Source organism: Bradyrhizobium ottawaense, from assembly GCF_002278135.3.
GTDB lineage: Bacteria > Pseudomonadota > Alphaproteobacteria > Rhizobiales > Xanthobacteraceae > Bradyrhizobium > Bradyrhizobium ottawaense.
Map to the genome: position 1 here is coordinate 3,206,924 of NZ_CP029425.2, position 15,986 is coordinate 3,222,909.

Here is a 15,986-nt window from a genome sequence, read left to right on the forward strand (position 1 = left end):
CTTAAGCCGTGTGCGCCTTGTAGGCGGCTTCGTCCATCAGGCCGCCGAGTTCGCTTCTGTCGGCCATCTTGATCTTGAAGAACCACGCCTTGCCTTGCGCGTCCGAGTTCACCAGCGCCGGCTCGGCTGCGAGCTCGGCGTTGGTCTCGAGCACTTCGCCTGTCACGGGTGCGTACACATCCGAGGCCGCCTTGACGGACTCAACCACGGCGGCGGCTTCCGCCTTCTTCAGCGCGCGGCCGACCTTGGGCAGTTCGACGAACACGACGTCGCCGAGCTGCTGCTGGGCGTAATCGGTGATGCCGACGGTGGCGACGTCGCCCTCGATGGCGAGCCATTCATGGTCGGAGGTGTACAGCGTCGTGGTCATTCTCGAATCCTCAGCGTTTGTAGGTGTTCTTGACGAAGGGCATGGCCGCGACAGCGACCGGCAGACGCTGGCCGCGCACCTCGGCGAAGAGTTGTGTGCCGAGCGCGCTCGATGCGGTGGGCACATAGCCCATCGCGACCGGCGCATTCAGGCTTGGGCCGAAACCGCCCGATGTGACTTGTCCGATCGGCTCGCCGCCCGCGCTGTCAGCAAACAGCAGCGCGCCCTCGCGCACCGGCGCGCGTCCCTGGGCGAGCAGGCCGACGCGGCGGCGGGCCGCGCCGTTGTCGAAATGGGCGAGGATTTTTTCGGCACCGGGAAAGCCGCCGGCGCGCGCGCCGCCGCTGCGGCGGCTCTTCTGCACCGACCATTCCAGCGCGGCCTCGACCGGCGTGGTCGCGGTGTCGATGTCGTGGCCGTAGAGGCAGAGCCCGGCTTCCAGCCGCAGACTGTCGCGGGCGCCCAGGCCGATCGGCAGCACGTCGGGGTTTTCGAGCAGCGCTTTGGCGAGACGTTCGGCATCGGCCGCGGGAACCGAAATTTCAAAACCGTCCTCGCCGGTGTAGCCGGAGCGTGAGACGAAACAGTCGAGGCCGGCAACCTTGCGGGGACCGGAATCCATGAACTTCATGGCGGGCGCCTCTGCACACAATTTCGCCAGCGCCGCCTCGGCCCTCGGCCCCTGCAGCGCGATCAGCGCACGGTCTGTGAGGGAATCGATGCCGCAGTCACCCGAGAGATTCGCGCGCAGATGCGCCTCGTCGGCTTCCTTGCAGGCGGCGTTGACGACCAGGAAGAGGTGATCACCGAAATTGGCGACCATCAGGTCGTCCAGAATTCCGCCATCGGCGTTGGTGAACTGGGCGTAGCGTTGCCGTCCCGGTGCAATCGCCACGATATCCTGTGGCACCAGCCGTTCCAGTGCGCGGGCGGCGTCCTCGACCCTGCCGGATTTCGGCCTGAGCGCGATCTGGCCCATATGGGAGACGTCGAACAGGCCGGCTGCGTTGCGGGTATGGAGGTGCTCCTTCAGGACGCCTGCGGGGTATTGCACGGGCATGTCATAGCCCGCGAACGGCACCATCTTGCCGCCCAGGGAGACATGAAGCCCATGAAGGGGCGTACGTTTCAGGGAATCTTGGTCGTCGCGCGCTAGCATCACAGGGGCCCTCGGCGGTTCCCCCGGGACGATTCCCTGAGGACACCAGTCGAAGCCCCATCTGTCGCTGTGCCTGAGAGTATTATCCCGTCGGCGGGAGCCATCCGGGTCTAAACCCGTCGGCGCCTCTTTCCAGATGCTGTCAAAGCCACGCGGTCCTTTTGCCTGAGAGTTTCCGGGGCGGTTGCTCCTTCGGCGCCGGCTGCCTAAAGCCGGTCTCTCCCGACGTGGCCGTACGATACAGATGGGTACAGACCACAGGGCGGCCAAGCCTGTCAACGCGTCCGCTTGCCCTATCAACGGGATTGCAAAGGGGATTGAGCGCCTGCGGCAACCCTCTGATCTCCTTGCACAGTTTCTGGACAGCGAAGCTGGCCTTGTCTAAAAGCGCTGTGGCCCGCAGATATCAGCCTAAATGTCAGGTTTGGATGGCCTATAGCGGGTCCAAGCACACCCGATTGGATGAACATGAGCGGCGTCAACGAGATCAGGTCGACCTTTCTGAACTTCTTTGCCGAGAACGGCCACGAGATCGTGTCGTCCTCGCCATTGGTGCCGCGCAACGATCCGACGTTGATGTTCACCAATGCCGGCATGGTGCAGTTCAAGAACGTCTTCACCGGCGTCGAGAAGCGGCCCTATCAGCGCGCCACCACGTCGCAGAAATGCGTGCGCGCCGGCGGCAAGCACAACGACCTCGACAATGTCGGCTACACCGCGCGCCATCTCACCTTCTTCGAGATGCTCGGCAACTTCTCCTTCGGCGACTATTTCAAGGAGCGCGCGATCGAGCTCGCCTGGAAGCTGATCACGAAGGACTTCGGGCTCAACAAGGACAAGCTGCTCGTCACCGTCTACCACACCGACGACGAAGCGCACGGGCTCTGGAAGAAGATCGCGGGCTTCTCCGACGACCGCATCATCCGCATTCCGACCTCGGACAATTTCTGGGCGATGGGCGACACCGGCCCGTGCGGCCCGTGCTCGGAGATCTTCATCGACCGCGGTGATCACATCTGGGGCGGACCTCCGGGCTCGCCGGAAGAGGATGGCGACCGCTTCCTCGAATTCTGGAATCTCGTGTTCATGCAGTACGAGCAGGTGACGAAGGAGGAGCGCGTGGATCTGCCGCGTCCCTCGATCGACACCGGCATGGGCCTCGAGCGCATGGCCTGCATCATGCAGGGCGTCGACAGCGTGTTCGAGACCGACCTGTTCCGTCATTTGATCGATGCGACCTCGTCCGCGCTCGGGAGCGGGCCGAATGAGCAGACCGTGGCCTCGTTCCGCGTCATCGCCGACCATTTGCGCTCCTCGGCGTTCCTGGTCGCGGACGGCGTGCTGCCCTCGAACGAGGGCCGCGGCTACGTGCTGCGCCGGATCATGCGCCGCGCGATGCGCCATGCGCAGTTGCTCGGTGCCAAGGAGCCGCTGATGCATCGTCTGGTCTGGGCGCTGGTCCGCGAGATGGGCCAGGCCTATCCCGACCTGATGCGCGCAGAAAACCTGATCGAGGAAACGCTGCGGCTGGAAGAGACCCGGTTCCGCAAGACGCTGTCGCGGGGCCTCGCCATCCTCGACGAGAAGAGCGCGTCCTTGAAAAAGGGCGACATGTTCGATGGCGACATCGCCTTCACGCTGTACGACACCTACGGCTTCCCGCTCGACCTGACGCAGGACGCGCTGAAGTCGCGCGGCATCGGCGTCGACCAGGCTTCCTTCTCCGATGCGATGGAGCGCCAGAAGGCCAAGGCGCGCGAGTCCTGGAAGGGTTCTGGCGAGGCGGCTTCCGAAGCGATCTGGTTCCCGCTGCGCGAAAAGCTCGGCGCTACCGAATTCCTGGGCTACGAGACCGAGAGCGCTGAAGGCGTGGTCTCTGCGCTGGTGAAGGACGGTGCAGAGGTCGCCAGCCTGAAGGCCGGCGACACCGGTGCGATCGTGCTGAACCAGACGCCGTTCTACGCGGAGTCCGGCGGCCAGGTCGGCGACACCGGCGTGCTCACGGGCGAGGGCGGCATCAAGTTCCGCGTCACCGACACGCAGAAGAAGCTCGGCGATTTCTTCGTGCATGTCGGCACGGTGGAGAGCGGGGAGCTCAAGCTCGGCACCGCGCTGCAACTCGAGGTCGATCATTCCAGGCGCTCGTCGATCCGGGCGCATCATTCGGCGACGCATCTCATCCACGAGGCGCTGCGCCAGGTGCTGGGCGACCACATCGCCCAGCGCGGCTCGATGGTTGCGCCAGATCGCCTGCGCTTCGACTTCGTGCATCCGAAGCCGATCTCGGCGGAGGAGCTGGCCCGGGTCGAGGACATCGCCAATGACGTGGTGCTGGAGAACGACGAGGTCACCACGCGTGTAATGGGCGTGGATGAGGCTCGCGAAGCCGGCGCGCGCGCCCTGTTCGGCGAGAAATATGGCGACGAGGTCCGCGTCGTCTCGATGGGCCGGACCGCGCGCGAGCGCGGCGCCAACGCGCTCGGCTGGTCGGTCGAGCTCTGCGGCGGCACGCATGTGCGACGCACCGGCGATATCGGCCTGATCACGCTCACCGGCGAGAGCGCGGTCGCCTCCGGCGTGCGCCGCATCGAGGCGCTGACCGGCAATTATGCGCGCAGGCACGCCAACGAGACCATGGCGCTGGCCAAGACCGCGGCGAACGAGCTGCGCACCTCGCTCGACGACGTCCCGGCGCGCATCAACGCGCTGATGGAGGAGCGCAAGAAGCTCGAGCGCGAGCTTTCCGACGCCCGCAAGAAGCTGGCGATGGGCGGCGGCGCTTCGGCCGGCAGCAATGGCGCAGCCAGCGGCGTGCGCGAGGTCGGCAACGTCAAGCTGATGGCGCGCGCGGTCGAGGGCATCGAGATGAAGGATCTCAAGAGCCTCGCCGACGACGGCAAGAAGCAGATCGGCTCCGGCGTGGTCGCCATCGTCGGCGTCACCGAGGACGGCAAGGCCGGCATCGTGGTCGGCGTCACCGCGGACCTCACCGCGCGCTTCAACGCGGTGAACCTCGTGCGTGTCGCCTCCGAGGCGCTCGGCGGCAAGGGCGGCGGTGGCCGGCCCGACATGGCCCAGGCCGGCGGACCTGACGGAGCCAAGGCGTCCGAGGCGCTGAGCGCGATCGAAAAAGCGATGGCGGGCGCGTGAGGCCGTGCGCCCCGTTCCGCGAGGACGTGGCTCAGCCGATCCGAATTTGAGGGATCGCCTGTACGAATTGCTGGAGCACGATCCGCTGGCCTATTCAGCCGGGTCGCGCTTCATCCAGGTCATCATCGGCGTCATCGTGCTCAATGTGGCCGCGATGATCCTCGCCTCGGTGCCGGAGCTGGACGCGCAGTTCGGCGTCGTGTTCTCCGCGATCACCATTCTGTCGGTGTTCGTGTTCGCGCTGGAATATGCCGCGCGGCTGTGGACGGTGGCGGGCCACACCCAGCGCAAGGGCTCCGCGCTGTCCGACCGGCTCGGCTATGCCTTCTCCGCGCTCGGCATCATCGACCTCATGGCGTTCCTGCCCGCTTCCATCGTGCTCGCCACCGGCCGGCACGCGACGCTGGCGGCGCTCGGCGTGCTGCCGTTCTTCAAGCTGATCCGCTATTCGCCGGCGATGCGCTCGCTGCTCGCCGCCGTGCATGCCGAGCGTCGCGCGCTGATCGGCTGCATCGTCATCCTGATCGGCGCGGTCCTGACGTTCGCCTCGCTGCTCTACGCCATCGAGCGCGACGTGCAGCCGGACAAGCTCGGCACTATCCCGCAGGCGATGTGGTGGGCGATCGTGACGCTCGGCACCGTCGGCTATGGCGACGTCGTGCCGGTGACGCCGCTCGGCAAGCTGGTCTCCACCTTCGCCATCATCAGCGGCTTCGCCATGATCGCGCTGCCGGTCGCGATCATCTCCACCGCCTTTGCCGAAGAGGTGAAGCGGCGCGATTTCGTCGTCACCTGGGGCATGCTGGCGCGGGTGCCGCTGTTCTCGCATCTGTCGGCCGCGGAGATCGCCGACATCATGCGGCTGTTGCGGGCGCGCACCATCGAGCAGGGCGAGATATTGGTCCGCCGCGGCGATGCGGCCTCGTCGATGTATTTCATCACCGCCGGCGAGGTCGAGATTGCGCTGCCGAGCCAGCATGTGCACCTCACGGACGGCACCTTCTTCGGCGAGATCGCGCTGCTGCATAAGACAAAACGCAGCGGCACGGTGACGGCGACGCGCAAGACGCGCCTCCTGGTGCTCGACGCCCAGGATTTTCATGCCTTGATCGCGCGCATGCCGACGCTCGCCGACCACGTCCACACCACCGCCAAGGCGCGGCTCGCCGACAGCGGCGATCTCGCGGCGGCAGAGCTGGCGCAGGCCGAGAAGGACGACACCGACCGCTGAGCGGTCAGCCTTTCTTCAGGAAGACATATTCGGCGGAGTAGGGCGCGCTTCTGAACTCGCCGGCCTTGTCGCACGCACCGTCGAGCTTGCCGCCATGGGTGTTGATGCGCTGGACGGTGGTGACGGGCGTCAGGGTGCCGCTGCCGCGATGGGAGGTGACCTCCAGCTTCAGCCAGGGGATATCGGCAACCGTTGCGCCGGGCGCGTTGCCGATGGCCTTACCGACGACGGCGCTGGTGTCGGCAAGCTCCCAGTTGGGGCCGGCATAGTGGCGGCCGATGGTCTTGCCCTCGGACAGCAGCGTCGCGACCGGCTCGCGGAAGGCCCAGGCGAGCTTGCCGTCGGCGGCGGCCTTGCACTCATAGACTTGCGCGCCCTCGGCGTGAAGGCTCACCACCACGCTCTCGCCAGGTGCTGCGATGGCGTCGGGAAGCGGCTCGGCAGCTCCGGCCGGTCCGATCAGGGCCGCGAGCAGCAGTGTGGGGCCGGCAAGCTTGATGAACATGGTGGTATCTCCGCGCAAGGTCTCAAAAAGAAACGGGCCGCGCTTTGAGCGCGGCCCGCGATGATGTCTGGCCCAGTCGGGCGAAATTGCGGTCGGCTCAGGCCGCCAGCTCCTTGGTCAGGTTCTCGGCGACCTTGTCGAGGAAGCCGGTGGTCGAGAGCCAGCGCTGGTCGGCGCCGACCAGGAGCGCGAGGTCCTTGGTCATGTAGCCGGCCTCGACGGTGTCGACGCAGACCTTCTCCAGCGTGTTGGCGAACTTGGCGAGCTCGGCATTGTTGTCGAGCTTGGCGCGGTGCGACAGGCCACGCGTCCAGGCGAAGATCGACGCGATCGAGTTGGTCGAGGTCTCCTTGCCCTTCTGGTGCTCGCGGTAGTGGCGGGTCACCGTGCCGTGGGCAGCTTCGGCTTCCACGGTCTTGCCGTCGGGGGTGAGCAGCACCGAGGTCATCAGGCCGAGCGAGCCGTAGCCCTGCGCGACCGTGTCGGACTGCACGTCGCCGTCGTAGTTCTTGCAGGCCCAGACATAGCCGCCGGACCATTTCAGCGCCGAGGCCACCATGTCGTCGATCAGGCGGTGCTCGTAGGTCAGGCCCTTGGCCTCGAATTCCTTCTTGAATTCGCGGTCGTAGATGTCCTGGAAGATGTCCTTGAAGCGGCCGTCATAGACCTTCAGAATCGTGTTCTTGGTCGAGAGGTAGACCGGGTAGTTGCGCAGCAGGCCGTAGTTCAGCGAGGCGCGGGCGAAGTCGATGATGGAGTCGTCGAGGTTGTACATTCCCATCGCGACGCCGGCGTCGGGCGCCTTGAACACTTCCTTCTCGATCACGGTGCCGTCCTCGCCGACGAACTTCATCGACAGCGTGCCCTTGCCCGGGAACTTGAAATCGGTGGCGCGGTACTGGTCGCCATAGGCGTGGCGGCCGATGATGATCGGCTTGGTCCAGCCGGGAACCAGGCGCGGCACGTTCTTGCAGATGATCGGCTCGCGGAAGATCACGCCGCCGAGGATGTTGCGGATGGTGCCGTTCGGCGACTTCCACATCTGCTTGAGGTTGAACTCCTTCACCCGGGCCTCGTCCGGGGTGATGGTTGCGCACTTGACGCCGACGCCGACCTTCTTGATCGCCTCGGCGGCGTCGATGGTGACCTGATCGTTGGTGTGGTCGCGGTACTCCATGCCCAGGTCGAAATACATCAGCTCGACATCCAGGAACGGGGTGATCAGCTTGTCCTTGATGTACTGCCAGATGATCCGGGTCATCTCGTCGCCATCGAGTTCGACGACGGGATTGGATACCTTGATTTTTGCCATGATCGGGGAAGCCTCTTGGGAACGGCGCTTTTGGCGCGCCACGGGAATATCCGCCGCCTCTTAGCACCCGGACGCGGCGGGCGAAAGCCAAGGGATTATGCACTTTTAGCTCATCCAGCTTCCCCAGACGTGGGGGCAGGGCCGCCCTGCCGCAGGGCCGGATCCGAGGATCCGGAGGAGATTCAAAAGTCGATTCCAACCCGTTATTTCCCTTGAGAATTTCGTCAGGACAGGCAAACGAGGCGGACAGCGCCGGCCGGCCCAAGGACGACTTGGGAAAGGCCGGCTTGAATCAATTCCTGAGAGTGCCCTGGCAAGGCCTTGAGACGAAGAGTGAAAGCGAAACGAGATGTCGGGGACTGACAAGAGCAAGGCGGGTTTGTCCCTCGACGGTCCCATCGTGATCCTGGTCGAGCCGCAGCTCGGCGAAAACATCGGCATGGCCGCGCGCGCCATGGGGAATTTTGCCCTGGGCGCCTTGCGCATCGTCAACCCCAGGGACGGTTGGCCCAACATCGCAGCCCAGCGCGCCGCGGCCGGCGCCGACCACATTCTGGAAAAGGTCGAATTGTTCGAGACGGTGGAGCAGGCGGTCGCCGACCTCGACCTGCTGTTCGCTACTACCGCACGTCCCCACGACCAGGCCAAGCCGGTGGTCGGGCCGGAGGCGGCGGCCAGCGAGATCGCGGGTCACGTCGCGACCGGCGGCAGGTGCGGTATCCTGTTCGGCCGCGAGCGCTGGGGCCTGACCAACGAGGAGGTCGGGCTCTCCAACCGCATCATCACCTTCCCGGTCAATCCGGGCTTCGCCTCGCTCAACCTCGCCCAGGCCGTGCTGCTGGTCGGCTATGAATGGTTCAAGCGAGCAACGTCCGGCGAACTGCCGCACGCCATGCCGGAGCGCTCCGAGCGCGCCTCGCAGCACCAGATGCAGGCGTTCTTCGACAACCTCATCCGCGAACTCGACAAGGTGGAATTTTTGCGCCCCGCCGAGAAGCGCGACACCATGCTGGTCAACCTGCGCAACATCTTCAGTCGGATGGAGCCGACCAAGCAGGACATGCACACCCTGCACGGCGTGATCATGGCGATCGCCGAGGGACGCAAGGGCCCGGCCAAGGGCGGCGTGCTCGACGGCGAGCAGGCCACGCGGCTACGCGCGCTGCTCGCCGAGCACGGGCAGGGCGGCGGCGTGCCCGACAGCGGCTCGACCGTGCGCGGCCTCGCCCGCCTGCTTCGCCGCAACCCGACCGACGCCGAGCGTCTGCTCTGGCAGGCTTTGACCCGCGACCGTCGCTTCGCCGGCCAGTTCAAGCGCCAGACCCCGGTCGGCCGCCACATCCCGGACTTCGTCTCGTTCCCGCATCGGATCGCGATCGAGCTGGTGAATCCGGGCGAGGGCGAGGCCATCGCGGCGGACCGTGCGTCAAGGCGTGCGTGGCTGGAGGCGCGGGACTATCGCGTGCTGGAGATCCGGGCGGCGGATGTAGAGCGCGATCTTGAGGCGGAGCTGGTGCGGCTGCAGGGGATGATGGAGCAGAGCACGTAGCTGTCGTCGAGCGCCGGTCTCGTAGGGTGGGCAAAGCGGCTTGTCCGCCGTAGCTCGAAGAGCGAAGGCGGAAGCTTGCCCACCTATGTCGATCGACGAAGCTCAGACAGAGGTGGTGGGCACGGCGCTACGCGCCTTTGCCCGCCCTACGAGTTGGGAGTGCCAAGAGCACACGTCGTCTAGGGAAGGCTAGCGTTGGCGTAACCACCACTTCTACCGCCAGTTGACGCAGGCGTGGCGGCCACGCCCAGGCGAGCGAACGGCGCTGCGCCCAAGACCATCCAGCCCCATTGATGCAGGTCAAGGAACATCGAACCCCGCCCGTTACGGTTTTGAGGCAACAGGGAGGGTTCGATATGTCAATCAGCCGTCGCCAAGCACTTGCCGCCTTCAGCGCCGCTGTATCGGCGCTCGCGATTTCCCGCACCGCACGTGCCGAGTTTGACGGTCCTGTTGTCAGGGCCCTGGAGGGCGGCGAAGATTTCTGGCTCGCCCAGGATGCCTATATCTACGGATATCCTCTCGTGACGATGGAGATGACCCGCCGGGTCATGACGAACGTTGCGGCGGTGGAAGGCACACGCGGGCCGATGGGGCAATTCGTCAAGCTCCGTAAGTACCCTGATGCCACCTTCAAGGATGTCACGGCACCCAATGCCGATACGCTCTACACGACGGCCTGGATCGACGTGGGAGACGAGCCCTGGGTCCTGAGCATGCCGGACATGAAGGACCGCTACTTCCTGTTTCCGATGCTGGACGGCTGGACCAATGTCTTCCAGGTGCCTGGCAAGCGCACCACCGGCACCAAGGCGCAGACCTATGCGATCACCGGCCCGGGCTGGAAGGGAACGCTTCCCGCCGGCGTCAAGGAATACAAATCCCCCACGTGCATGGTGTGGATCTTGGGCCGCATCTACTGCACCGGTACGCCGGAGGACTACGCGGCCGTGCACGCCGCGCAGGACCAGTTCAAGCTCGTGCCGCTCAGCGCATACGACAAGTCCTTTACGCCCCCGGCAGGCAAGGTCGATGCGTCGATCGACATGAAGACGGCGGTGCGCGAGCAGGTCAACCGCCTGGACGCCGCGGCCTATTTCACCCTTCTCGCGCAATTGATGAAGCGCAATCCGCCGGCCGCCGTCGACGCAGCTGAGGTCGCCAAATTCGCGAAGATCGGTCTTGTCCCCGGCAAGGATTTTGACGCGAGCAAATTCGATGCTGCCTTCGCCAAGCGCGTCCCGCAGGTGGCATTCGACCGCATCATGCTCCAGTTCAAGGTCAACAAGGCGATCAAGAACATCAACGGCTGGGCCTTCGACAGCGAAGCCGGTATCTACGGCACCAATTATCTCAACCGTGCGCTTGTCACGGCCATCGGCCTTGGCGCCAACCGGATCCAGGATGCGTGCTATCCGACATCCCAGAAGGACGCCGACGGGAAAGAGTACGTCGGCAGCAACAAATACGTGATGCGTTTCCCGAAGGGGCAGCTTCCTCCGGTCGGAGGCTTCTGGTCGATCACGATGTATGACGAGAACTACTTCTTCGTCGCCAATCCGATCAACCGCCAGTCGATCAGCGCCCGCCAGAATCTCAAAGCCAATCCGGACGGTTCGGTCGATCTCTACATCCAGAAGGACAGTCCCGGCCCCGACAAGGAGAGCAATTGGCTTCCCGCGCCGGCGGGCAAGTTCGTCCTGATGTTGCGGATGTACTGGCCGAACGAGAAGTCACCCTCGATCGTCAACGGGACCTGGAAGCCGCCTCCCGTCCGGCAAGTGACGAGCAGCTAGGGAGATATCCTGCTCAGCCGGTGAACGATGGCGCGGGAGGCGAGATGCTGTTTCCGGATACCCCGTGGGTCGAGCAATTGTCGCAGGTGATCGTTCAAGTCACCGCTCCTTCCTTCGTTCTCGGAGCGGTTGCCGGGTTTGTCTCGCTGCTGATCGCCCGCATGAACCGGGTCAGCGACCGGATTCAAGCGCTCAATGCTGTCCTGGATGGTGACGGCGCCAGGTTGAGGCTCAACAAGGATCTGCCTCAGCTGCGGCGTCGTGCCGAATTGCTGAACCGGGCTATCCTGTTCTCCGGAACAAGCGCGATCCTGACATGCCTACTCGTGATCGTGGCGTTCATCAGCGCATACTATCAACTGCGACACGAATACGGTGTCGCGGTGCTTTTCGTCATTGCTCTCGGGTTTTTCACCCTGGCGCTGATAAATCTCGTCCGCGAGATCAGGGTTTCCGTGCACGAGTACGATCTGGGGAACTAGTGCCGCGGAAACCGCCGCCTGCGCATGTCCGTCGGCGGCGAATTACCCGCGCCCGAGCTGCACGTCGCGCTCCACCGCAATCCATGTCGTCCGGGCCAACGCCAGCAATCTGCCGGCTTCATCATGAAGCGCGGCGTCGGCCGTGCGCTTGCGGCCGTCGCGGCCGGTGGGCCAGGCCGTGACGATGCAGAGCTCGCCGGGGCGGGGGCGCGCTTCGATGCGGGCTGACATCCGTCCGAGCAGGAGCGGGGTCTTCTCGAAGCTGCCGCTCTGCTGATCGTAATTGCAGGCAAAGCCGGTGGGGCAGTCGAGCGCGGACCAGAGGAATTCGGGCGCGATGAGGCCATCCCCGGCCGTGAGATTTGGATCGGGTGCCCAGCTCGCGGCGAGAACGGGAGTTTGTGCTTGACGGCGGAGCGGGCCGGCGAAGATGCGCAGGCCGTCGCCCTTCGCCCTTGCGGGACCGCAGACGAAACAGTGTGGCAGCGGATGTTCGTGCGGCCTGGACAGCGCATGCAATTCGGCCGCACGTGCTTCCAGCAAGTCAGCTGTCTCGATCTGCGCAAGCTCGACGCTCACGGCGCGGGCGGTGGCGACGGCTTTGCCGCCATCGCGAAGCTCCCATGTGCCGTCGTCCGTCGCGATGGCATCGAGCGGCGAGTCCAGCGGGGGCGGCGCGCGCAGCGTCACCTCTGCAGCCCCGGGAATGTGACGGGCGAGCCGGCCGCAGACATAGCCGCCGTTGCCGGAGTTCGGAGGACCGCAATAGCGCTTGTCGATGATGATCGAAGCCATGGCGCACTCTATCTGATTTTGAGCACAATTCGTCCCTGAACTGTCCGGTTGGCCACGGCGCGCATGGCGTCGCCGGCCTCCTCCAAAGGGAGGACGCGGTCGATATGCGGGCGGATTTGTCCTTCGGCCAGCAATCGCATCAGCGTGGCGTTCATGCGCGCTGCCTCGTTGGAGAATTTCTCCGCCCAGGCGCCGGCAAAGACGCCGATGATGGAATAGTTCTTCAGCAGCGGCAGGTTCATCGGGATGGAGGGAATCTCGCCGCCGGTGAAGCCGATCGGCATCAGCCGTCCGCCCCATTTCATCAGCCGGGCCATCTGCTCGAAAATCCCACCGCCGACATTGTCGAAGCCGACATCGATGCCGTCTCCTGACGTGATCGACTTGATCCGGTCGCGCAGATCCTCGCTGCGATAGTTGATGACCTCGCTGGCGCCGTAGCTGTGGACCAGCGCCGCCTTGTCGTCAGAGCCGACGCCGGCGACGATGCGCAGGCCGAAATGCCGGCCGAGGTCGACGGCGGCCAGTCCAACCCCGCCGGCAGCGCCGGTGACGAACAGCGTTTCGCCGCGCTCGGCTCGTGCCCGTTCGACCAGCGCATAATAGGCCGTGCCGTAATTGTGCAGGATGGTTGCCGCCGCTTCGAACGCGACGCCGTCCGGCAAGCGAACGCTCTTCGATTCCTTGGCAATCATTCGTTCGGCGTAGCCGCCAGTCCAGCTGCTGCATGCCACGCGATCGCCGGGCGCGAACCTTGTCACCTTGCCGCCGACCGCGACGACGGTTCCGGATGCTTCCGTGCCGGGCACGAAGGGCGTCTGCGGCCGCATCTGGTAGAGGCCCGAGACCAGCAACTGGTCCATGAAGCTGACGGAGGCCGCGTGGACGTCGATGAGGATCTCATCGCCGGCAGGCTTGGGCGCATCGATCTCGCCGAGGCGCAAATCGCCGGGACCAGTGAACGAATGGCACAGAATGGCTTTCATCGGGGCACTCCGATGCTCCGGGCCACGTCATGGTCTTTCGTCCGGGTCCGCGCGAAAAGGCGCGGCACCAGCATCGGAACGCGGCGGCGATATTGCCGGTAGGTTTCCCCGAACTCCGCGATCAGATCGCGCTCTTCGAACTGCAGCGCGGCCAGGATATAGGCGGTGTTCGCGAGCGCGAACAGCAGATGGCCGGCGGTCATCTCGGGCGTGGCCCAGAATGCGAGGAGGAAGCCGAGCATGATCGGATGCCGCACGATCTTGTAGAGCAGCGGCGCCTTGAAGGAGTGATCCTCCGGCTCGGTCCCGCGCAGCGCCGAGAAGGCCTGGCGCAGGCCGAACAGGTCGAAATGATCGATCATGTGGGTCGAGGCGAATGCGATCAGCCAGCCGAGCCAATGGACGCCGGTCAGTAGCCACGCCACGATTCCGCTGGTCTGCCAAACCGGTATCGGGATCGGACGCCACTGCCAGAACAGCAGGAGGAGGATGAGGCTGGAGAGCAGCACGTAGGTGCTGCGCTCGCAGGCCACGGGAAGAACTTTGGTCCACCAGCGTTTGAAAGCCGGGCGCGCCATGACGCTGTGCTGGATCGCAAACAGGCTCATCAGCAGCAGGTTGACGAGGATGGCCTCGGTCAGGCTGCCGACGTCGGTCCCCTGATCGATCGACTTCGGTACGACATAATTGCCGACGAAACCGAGTGCATAGAGGAAGGACACCGTGAATACGGCATAGCTCACGATTGCGTAGAGCAGGATTGCGAGGCGTGAGAACATGGTTTTTTCCTATTGTGCCTGATCCAGCGGTGCCGCATGCAGAGCTCGAGGCGGTCGCTGGCGAGCCGGCTCGAAATGGCTACCGCGGCGCCGTCCCCTGTGCGTCCCCTGGGGGCGTCCCGAGGGGGAGAGAGGATTTCCATGACGGCTTTCTCGCTGGAGACATTCGGGTTCCCGGAGGTCCATGCTGACGGCCGTCCGATCAAGTTGAACCTGCGCAAGGGTCTTGCGCTGCTCGTCTATTTGGCGGAGGCCAAGGCGGCGGTCGCGCGCGACGTCGTTGCCACGCTGCTCTGGCCTGAGACCGATCGCGAGACGGGCCTTGCGCGGCTGCGGCGGCTGCTTCATCGCGTCGAGCTCGCGCTCGGTCAGCCGGTATTCGAGACCGACCGCACCAGCGTGCGGTGGTCTCCGGCGACCGTGCTGAAGGCCGATGCGCATTCATTCGAGAGCGCCTGCGACCGCGGCGACTTTGAAGCGGCCTGCCGGATCTATCGCGGCGACTTCCTTGCGGGCTTCGCTCTCGACGATTGCCCTGAATTCGACGATTGGGCGTTCTTTCGCCGGGAGGCGCTGAGGGGACGGCTCATGCATGCGCTCGAGCGTCTCGTGCAGGACAAGAATGCCGCCGGCGACCATTTTGCCGCGGCCGCGCATGCGGGACGCCTGGCTGAACTCGATCCGCTCAGCGAGGTCTATGGCCGGCATCTGATCCGCAGCCTGTTGCTGGCCGGCGACCGCAGCGCGGCCGAGCGTCAGCATGCTGCCCTGACACAGCGGCTGCGGGACGAACTCGGGGTTGCGCCGGAAGCCGAGACCGAGGCGCTGATGAGTCCCGCAACGGCGCTGCACACTGTTCCAACCACGCGCTATGTGAAGGGTGCCGGCGTGCATCTGGCGTATCAAACCTATGGCAGCGGTCCGCTCGATATCCTGGTGATGCCCGGCTTCGTGTCGCATGTGGAGCGGGCCTGGGAGAGCCCTGCAAGCCGGACGTTCCTGGCGTCGTTGATGAAGCTTGGACGGCTGATCGTGTTCGACCGTCGCGGGATCGGGCTGTCCGACCGGGTCGGATCGGCCCCCGGCATCGACGTCACCGCGGAGGATATCGGCACCGTGCTGCGGGCGGTGGATTCCCGCCGCGTCGTGCTGTTCGGCGCCTCCGAATGCGGGCCGGCCTGCGTCAAATTTGCGGTCGACGAACCGCGCCGCGTGGCCGGGCTCATCCTGTTCGGCGCACTGGCCAAGGGATGTTGGGCGGAGGACTATCCGTACGCGTTGCGCGCCAGCCAGTATGACGCCTGGAGCAGGCAGCTCGTCGCACAATGGGGCGGCCCGGTCGGGATCGAGACCTTTGCGCCGAGTCTGGCCGGTGATCCCCAGGCATGCGCCTGGTGGGCCGGGTTATTGCGCGCGGCGTCCAGTCCCGGCGGTATCTCGGCCGTGCTCGAGGCCTTTCGCGACGCCGACGTCCGGCATCTCCTGGCGCAGATCGCGGTGCCGACGCTGGTGCTGCACCGGCGCGGCGACCAGGCGGTGCGGATCGCGGCCGGCCGCGATATCGCGAGCCGGATCAGCGGTGCGGAGTTCGTCGAGCTCGACGGCGACGATCATTGGTTCTTCGCGGGTGATCAGCAGCCGGTGCTGGCTGCCATCAAGCGATTCACGGATGCGCTGCCGCTTCGGAGGGCGTAACCCACCACTTCCATTGCTCGCTGTTTCGATTTGGTGGATTACGCTTTGCTAATCCACCCTACGAGCTCCGCCTCAGGCCGCGCTTGGGAGAGGGGTTTTCGGGCTCTGCTGGAGCTGGCGCAACGCCGCGAGGTTGGACTCGACCGACGCCAGGCAGCAACGCGATTTGCCGCCCGA

At 65.2% G+C, this 15,986-nt stretch carries 13 protein-coding genes and 1 riboswitch; of the genes, 6 read left to right on the forward strand and 7 right to left on the reverse strand.

Going from position 1 to position 15,986, the window contains the following annotated elements:
* Nucleotide 1: 1 nt before the first annotated feature.
* Complete coding sequence (gene gcvH, locus CIT37_RS15105) at nucleotides 2–370, reverse strand: glycine cleavage system protein GcvH (RefSeq protein ID WP_038948077.1); 369 nt, start codon at nucleotides 368–370, stop codon at nucleotides 2–4.
* 10 nt (nucleotides 371–380) lie between these two features.
* Nucleotides 381–1,529, reverse strand: a complete 1,149-nt coding sequence (gene gcvT / locus CIT37_RS15110) for a glycine cleavage system aminomethyltransferase GcvT (RefSeq protein ID WP_095425255.1) — start codon at nucleotides 1,527–1,529, stop codon at nucleotides 381–383.
* 144 nt (nucleotides 1,530–1,673) lie between these two features.
* Nucleotides 1,674–1,764, reverse strand: a riboswitch (glycine riboswitch).
* 233 nt (nucleotides 1,765–1,997) lie between these two features.
* On the opposite strand from gcvT, the gene alaS reads away from it, so the two are divergent.
* Together alaS and CIT37_RS15120 are read left to right on the forward strand one after the other, a co-directional pair.
* On the forward strand, nucleotides 1,998–4,679 hold the full coding sequence (gene alaS, locus CIT37_RS15115) for an alanine--tRNA ligase (RefSeq protein WP_161966413.1): 2,682 nt from the start codon (nucleotides 1,998–2,000) through the stop codon (nucleotides 4,677–4,679).
* A gap of 4 nt (nucleotides 4,680–4,683) precedes the next feature.
* On the forward strand, nucleotides 4,684–5,910 hold the full coding sequence (locus CIT37_RS15120) for a cyclic nucleotide-gated ion channel (protein WP_038971639.1): 1,227 nt from the start codon (nucleotides 4,684–4,686) through the stop codon (nucleotides 5,908–5,910).
* 4 nt (nucleotides 5,911–5,914) lie between these two features.
* On the opposite strand, the gene CIT37_RS15125 is transcribed toward CIT37_RS15120, so the two are convergent.
* The gene (locus CIT37_RS15125) at nucleotides 5,915–6,415 is read right to left on the reverse strand and encodes a DUF3455 domain-containing protein (protein ID WP_095425253.1); all 501 of its coding nucleotides are present in this window, start codon (nucleotides 6,413–6,415) and stop codon (nucleotides 5,915–5,917) included.
* 97 nt (nucleotides 6,416–6,512) lie between these two features.
* Complete coding sequence (locus CIT37_RS15130; RefSeq protein WP_028142824.1) at nucleotides 6,513–7,727, reverse strand: NADP-dependent isocitrate dehydrogenase; 1,215 nt, start codon at nucleotides 7,725–7,727, stop codon at nucleotides 6,513–6,515.
* Nucleotides 7,728–8,076: 349 nt separating this feature from the next.
* Between CIT37_RS15130 and CIT37_RS15135 the strand changes: the two genes are divergently transcribed.
* The 3 genes from CIT37_RS15135 to CIT37_RS15145 all read left to right on the forward strand — a co-directional run bounded on the left by CIT37_RS15135 (nucleotide 8,077) and on the right by CIT37_RS15145 (nucleotide 11,554).
* Nucleotides 8,077–9,276, forward strand: coding sequence for a TrmJ/YjtD family RNA methyltransferase (locus tag CIT37_RS15135; RefSeq protein WP_095425252.1), 1,200 nt, complete (start codon nucleotides 8,077–8,079; stop codon nucleotides 9,274–9,276).
* Between the two features lie 356 nt (nucleotides 9,277–9,632).
* Nucleotides 9,633–11,072 carry a DUF1254 domain-containing protein gene (locus CIT37_RS15140; RefSeq protein ID WP_095425251.1) on the forward strand — a complete coding sequence of 480 codons (1,440 nt, stop codon included), beginning with the start codon at nucleotides 9,633–9,635 and terminating at the stop codon, nucleotides 11,070–11,072.
* A 44-nt stretch (nucleotides 11,073–11,116) separates the two neighbouring features.
* Entirely contained in the window at nucleotides 11,117–11,554 is a 438-nt protein-coding gene (locus CIT37_RS15145) for a DUF2721 domain-containing protein (RefSeq protein WP_095425250.1), read from the forward strand.
* Nucleotides 11,555–11,596: 42 nt separating this feature from the next.
* On the opposite strand, the gene CIT37_RS15150 is transcribed toward CIT37_RS15145, so the two are convergent.
* The 3 genes from CIT37_RS15150 to mddA are packed head-to-tail and all read right to left on the reverse strand — an operon-like array spanning nucleotide 11,597 to nucleotide 14,114.
* Nucleotides 11,597–12,349, reverse strand: a complete 753-nt coding sequence (locus CIT37_RS15150) for a hotdog fold domain-containing protein (protein ID WP_028142827.1) — start codon at nucleotides 12,347–12,349, stop codon at nucleotides 11,597–11,599.
* A gap of 8 nt (nucleotides 12,350–12,357) precedes the next feature.
* Nucleotides 12,358–13,335, reverse strand: a complete 978-nt coding sequence (locus CIT37_RS15155; protein WP_028142828.1) for an NADPH:quinone oxidoreductase family protein — start codon at nucleotides 13,333–13,335, stop codon at nucleotides 12,358–12,360.
* Complete coding sequence (mddA, locus tag CIT37_RS15160; protein ID WP_028142829.1) at nucleotides 13,332–14,114, reverse strand: methanethiol S-methyltransferase; 783 nt, start codon at nucleotides 14,112–14,114, stop codon at nucleotides 13,332–13,334. The genes CIT37_RS15155 and mddA overlap by 4 nt, the downstream gene beginning before the upstream one ends.
* A gap of 141 nt (nucleotides 14,115–14,255) precedes the next feature.
* Between mddA and CIT37_RS15165 the strand changes: the two genes are divergently transcribed.
* Nucleotides 14,256–15,809 carry a bifunctional AfsR/SARP family transcriptional regulator/alpha/beta hydrolase gene (locus CIT37_RS15165; RefSeq protein WP_095425249.1) on the forward strand — a complete coding sequence of 518 codons (1,554 nt, stop codon included), beginning with the start codon at nucleotides 14,256–14,258 and terminating at the stop codon, nucleotides 15,807–15,809.
* Nucleotides 15,810–15,986 lie beyond the last annotated feature (177 nt).

Bases quoted from the DNA above. Each gene is read 5' to 3' on its own strand.
- gcvH (WP_038948077.1), bottom strand. From the start codon at position 370: ATGACCACGACGCTGTACACCTCCGACCATGAATGGCTCGCCATCGAG.
- gcvT (WP_095425255.1), bottom strand. From the start codon at position 1,529: ATGCTAGCGCGCGACGACCAAGATTCCCTGAAACGTACGCCCCTTCAT.
- alaS (WP_161966413.1), top strand. From the start codon at position 1,998: ATGAGCGGCGTCAACGAGATCAGGTCGACCTTTCTGAACTTCTTTGCC.
- CIT37_RS15125 (WP_095425253.1), bottom strand. From the start codon at position 6,415: ATGTTCATCAAGCTTGCCGGCCCCACACTGCTGCTCGCGGCCCTGATC.
- CIT37_RS15130 (WP_028142824.1), bottom strand. From the start codon at position 7,727: ATGGCAAAAATCAAGGTATCCAATCCCGTCGTCGAACTCGATGGCGAC.
- CIT37_RS15135 (WP_095425252.1), top strand. From the start codon at position 8,077: ATGTCGGGGACTGACAAGAGCAAGGCGGGTTTGTCCCTCGACGGTCCC.
- CIT37_RS15140 (WP_095425251.1), top strand. From the start codon at position 9,633: ATGTCAATCAGCCGTCGCCAAGCACTTGCCGCCTTCAGCGCCGCTGTA.
- CIT37_RS15145 (WP_095425250.1), top strand. From the start codon at position 11,117: ATGCTGTTTCCGGATACCCCGTGGGTCGAGCAATTGTCGCAGGTGATC.
- CIT37_RS15150 (WP_028142827.1), bottom strand. From the start codon at position 12,349: ATGGCTTCGATCATCATCGACAAGCGCTATTGCGGTCCTCCGAACTCC.
- CIT37_RS15155 (WP_028142828.1), bottom strand. From the start codon at position 13,335: ATGAAAGCCATTCTGTGCCATTCGTTCACTGGTCCCGGCGATTTGCGC.
- mddA (WP_028142829.1), bottom strand. From the start codon at position 14,114: ATGTTCTCACGCCTCGCAATCCTGCTCTACGCAATCGTGAGCTATGCC.
- CIT37_RS15165 (WP_095425249.1), top strand. From the start codon at position 14,256: ATGACGGCTTTCTCGCTGGAGACATTCGGGTTCCCGGAGGTCCATGCT.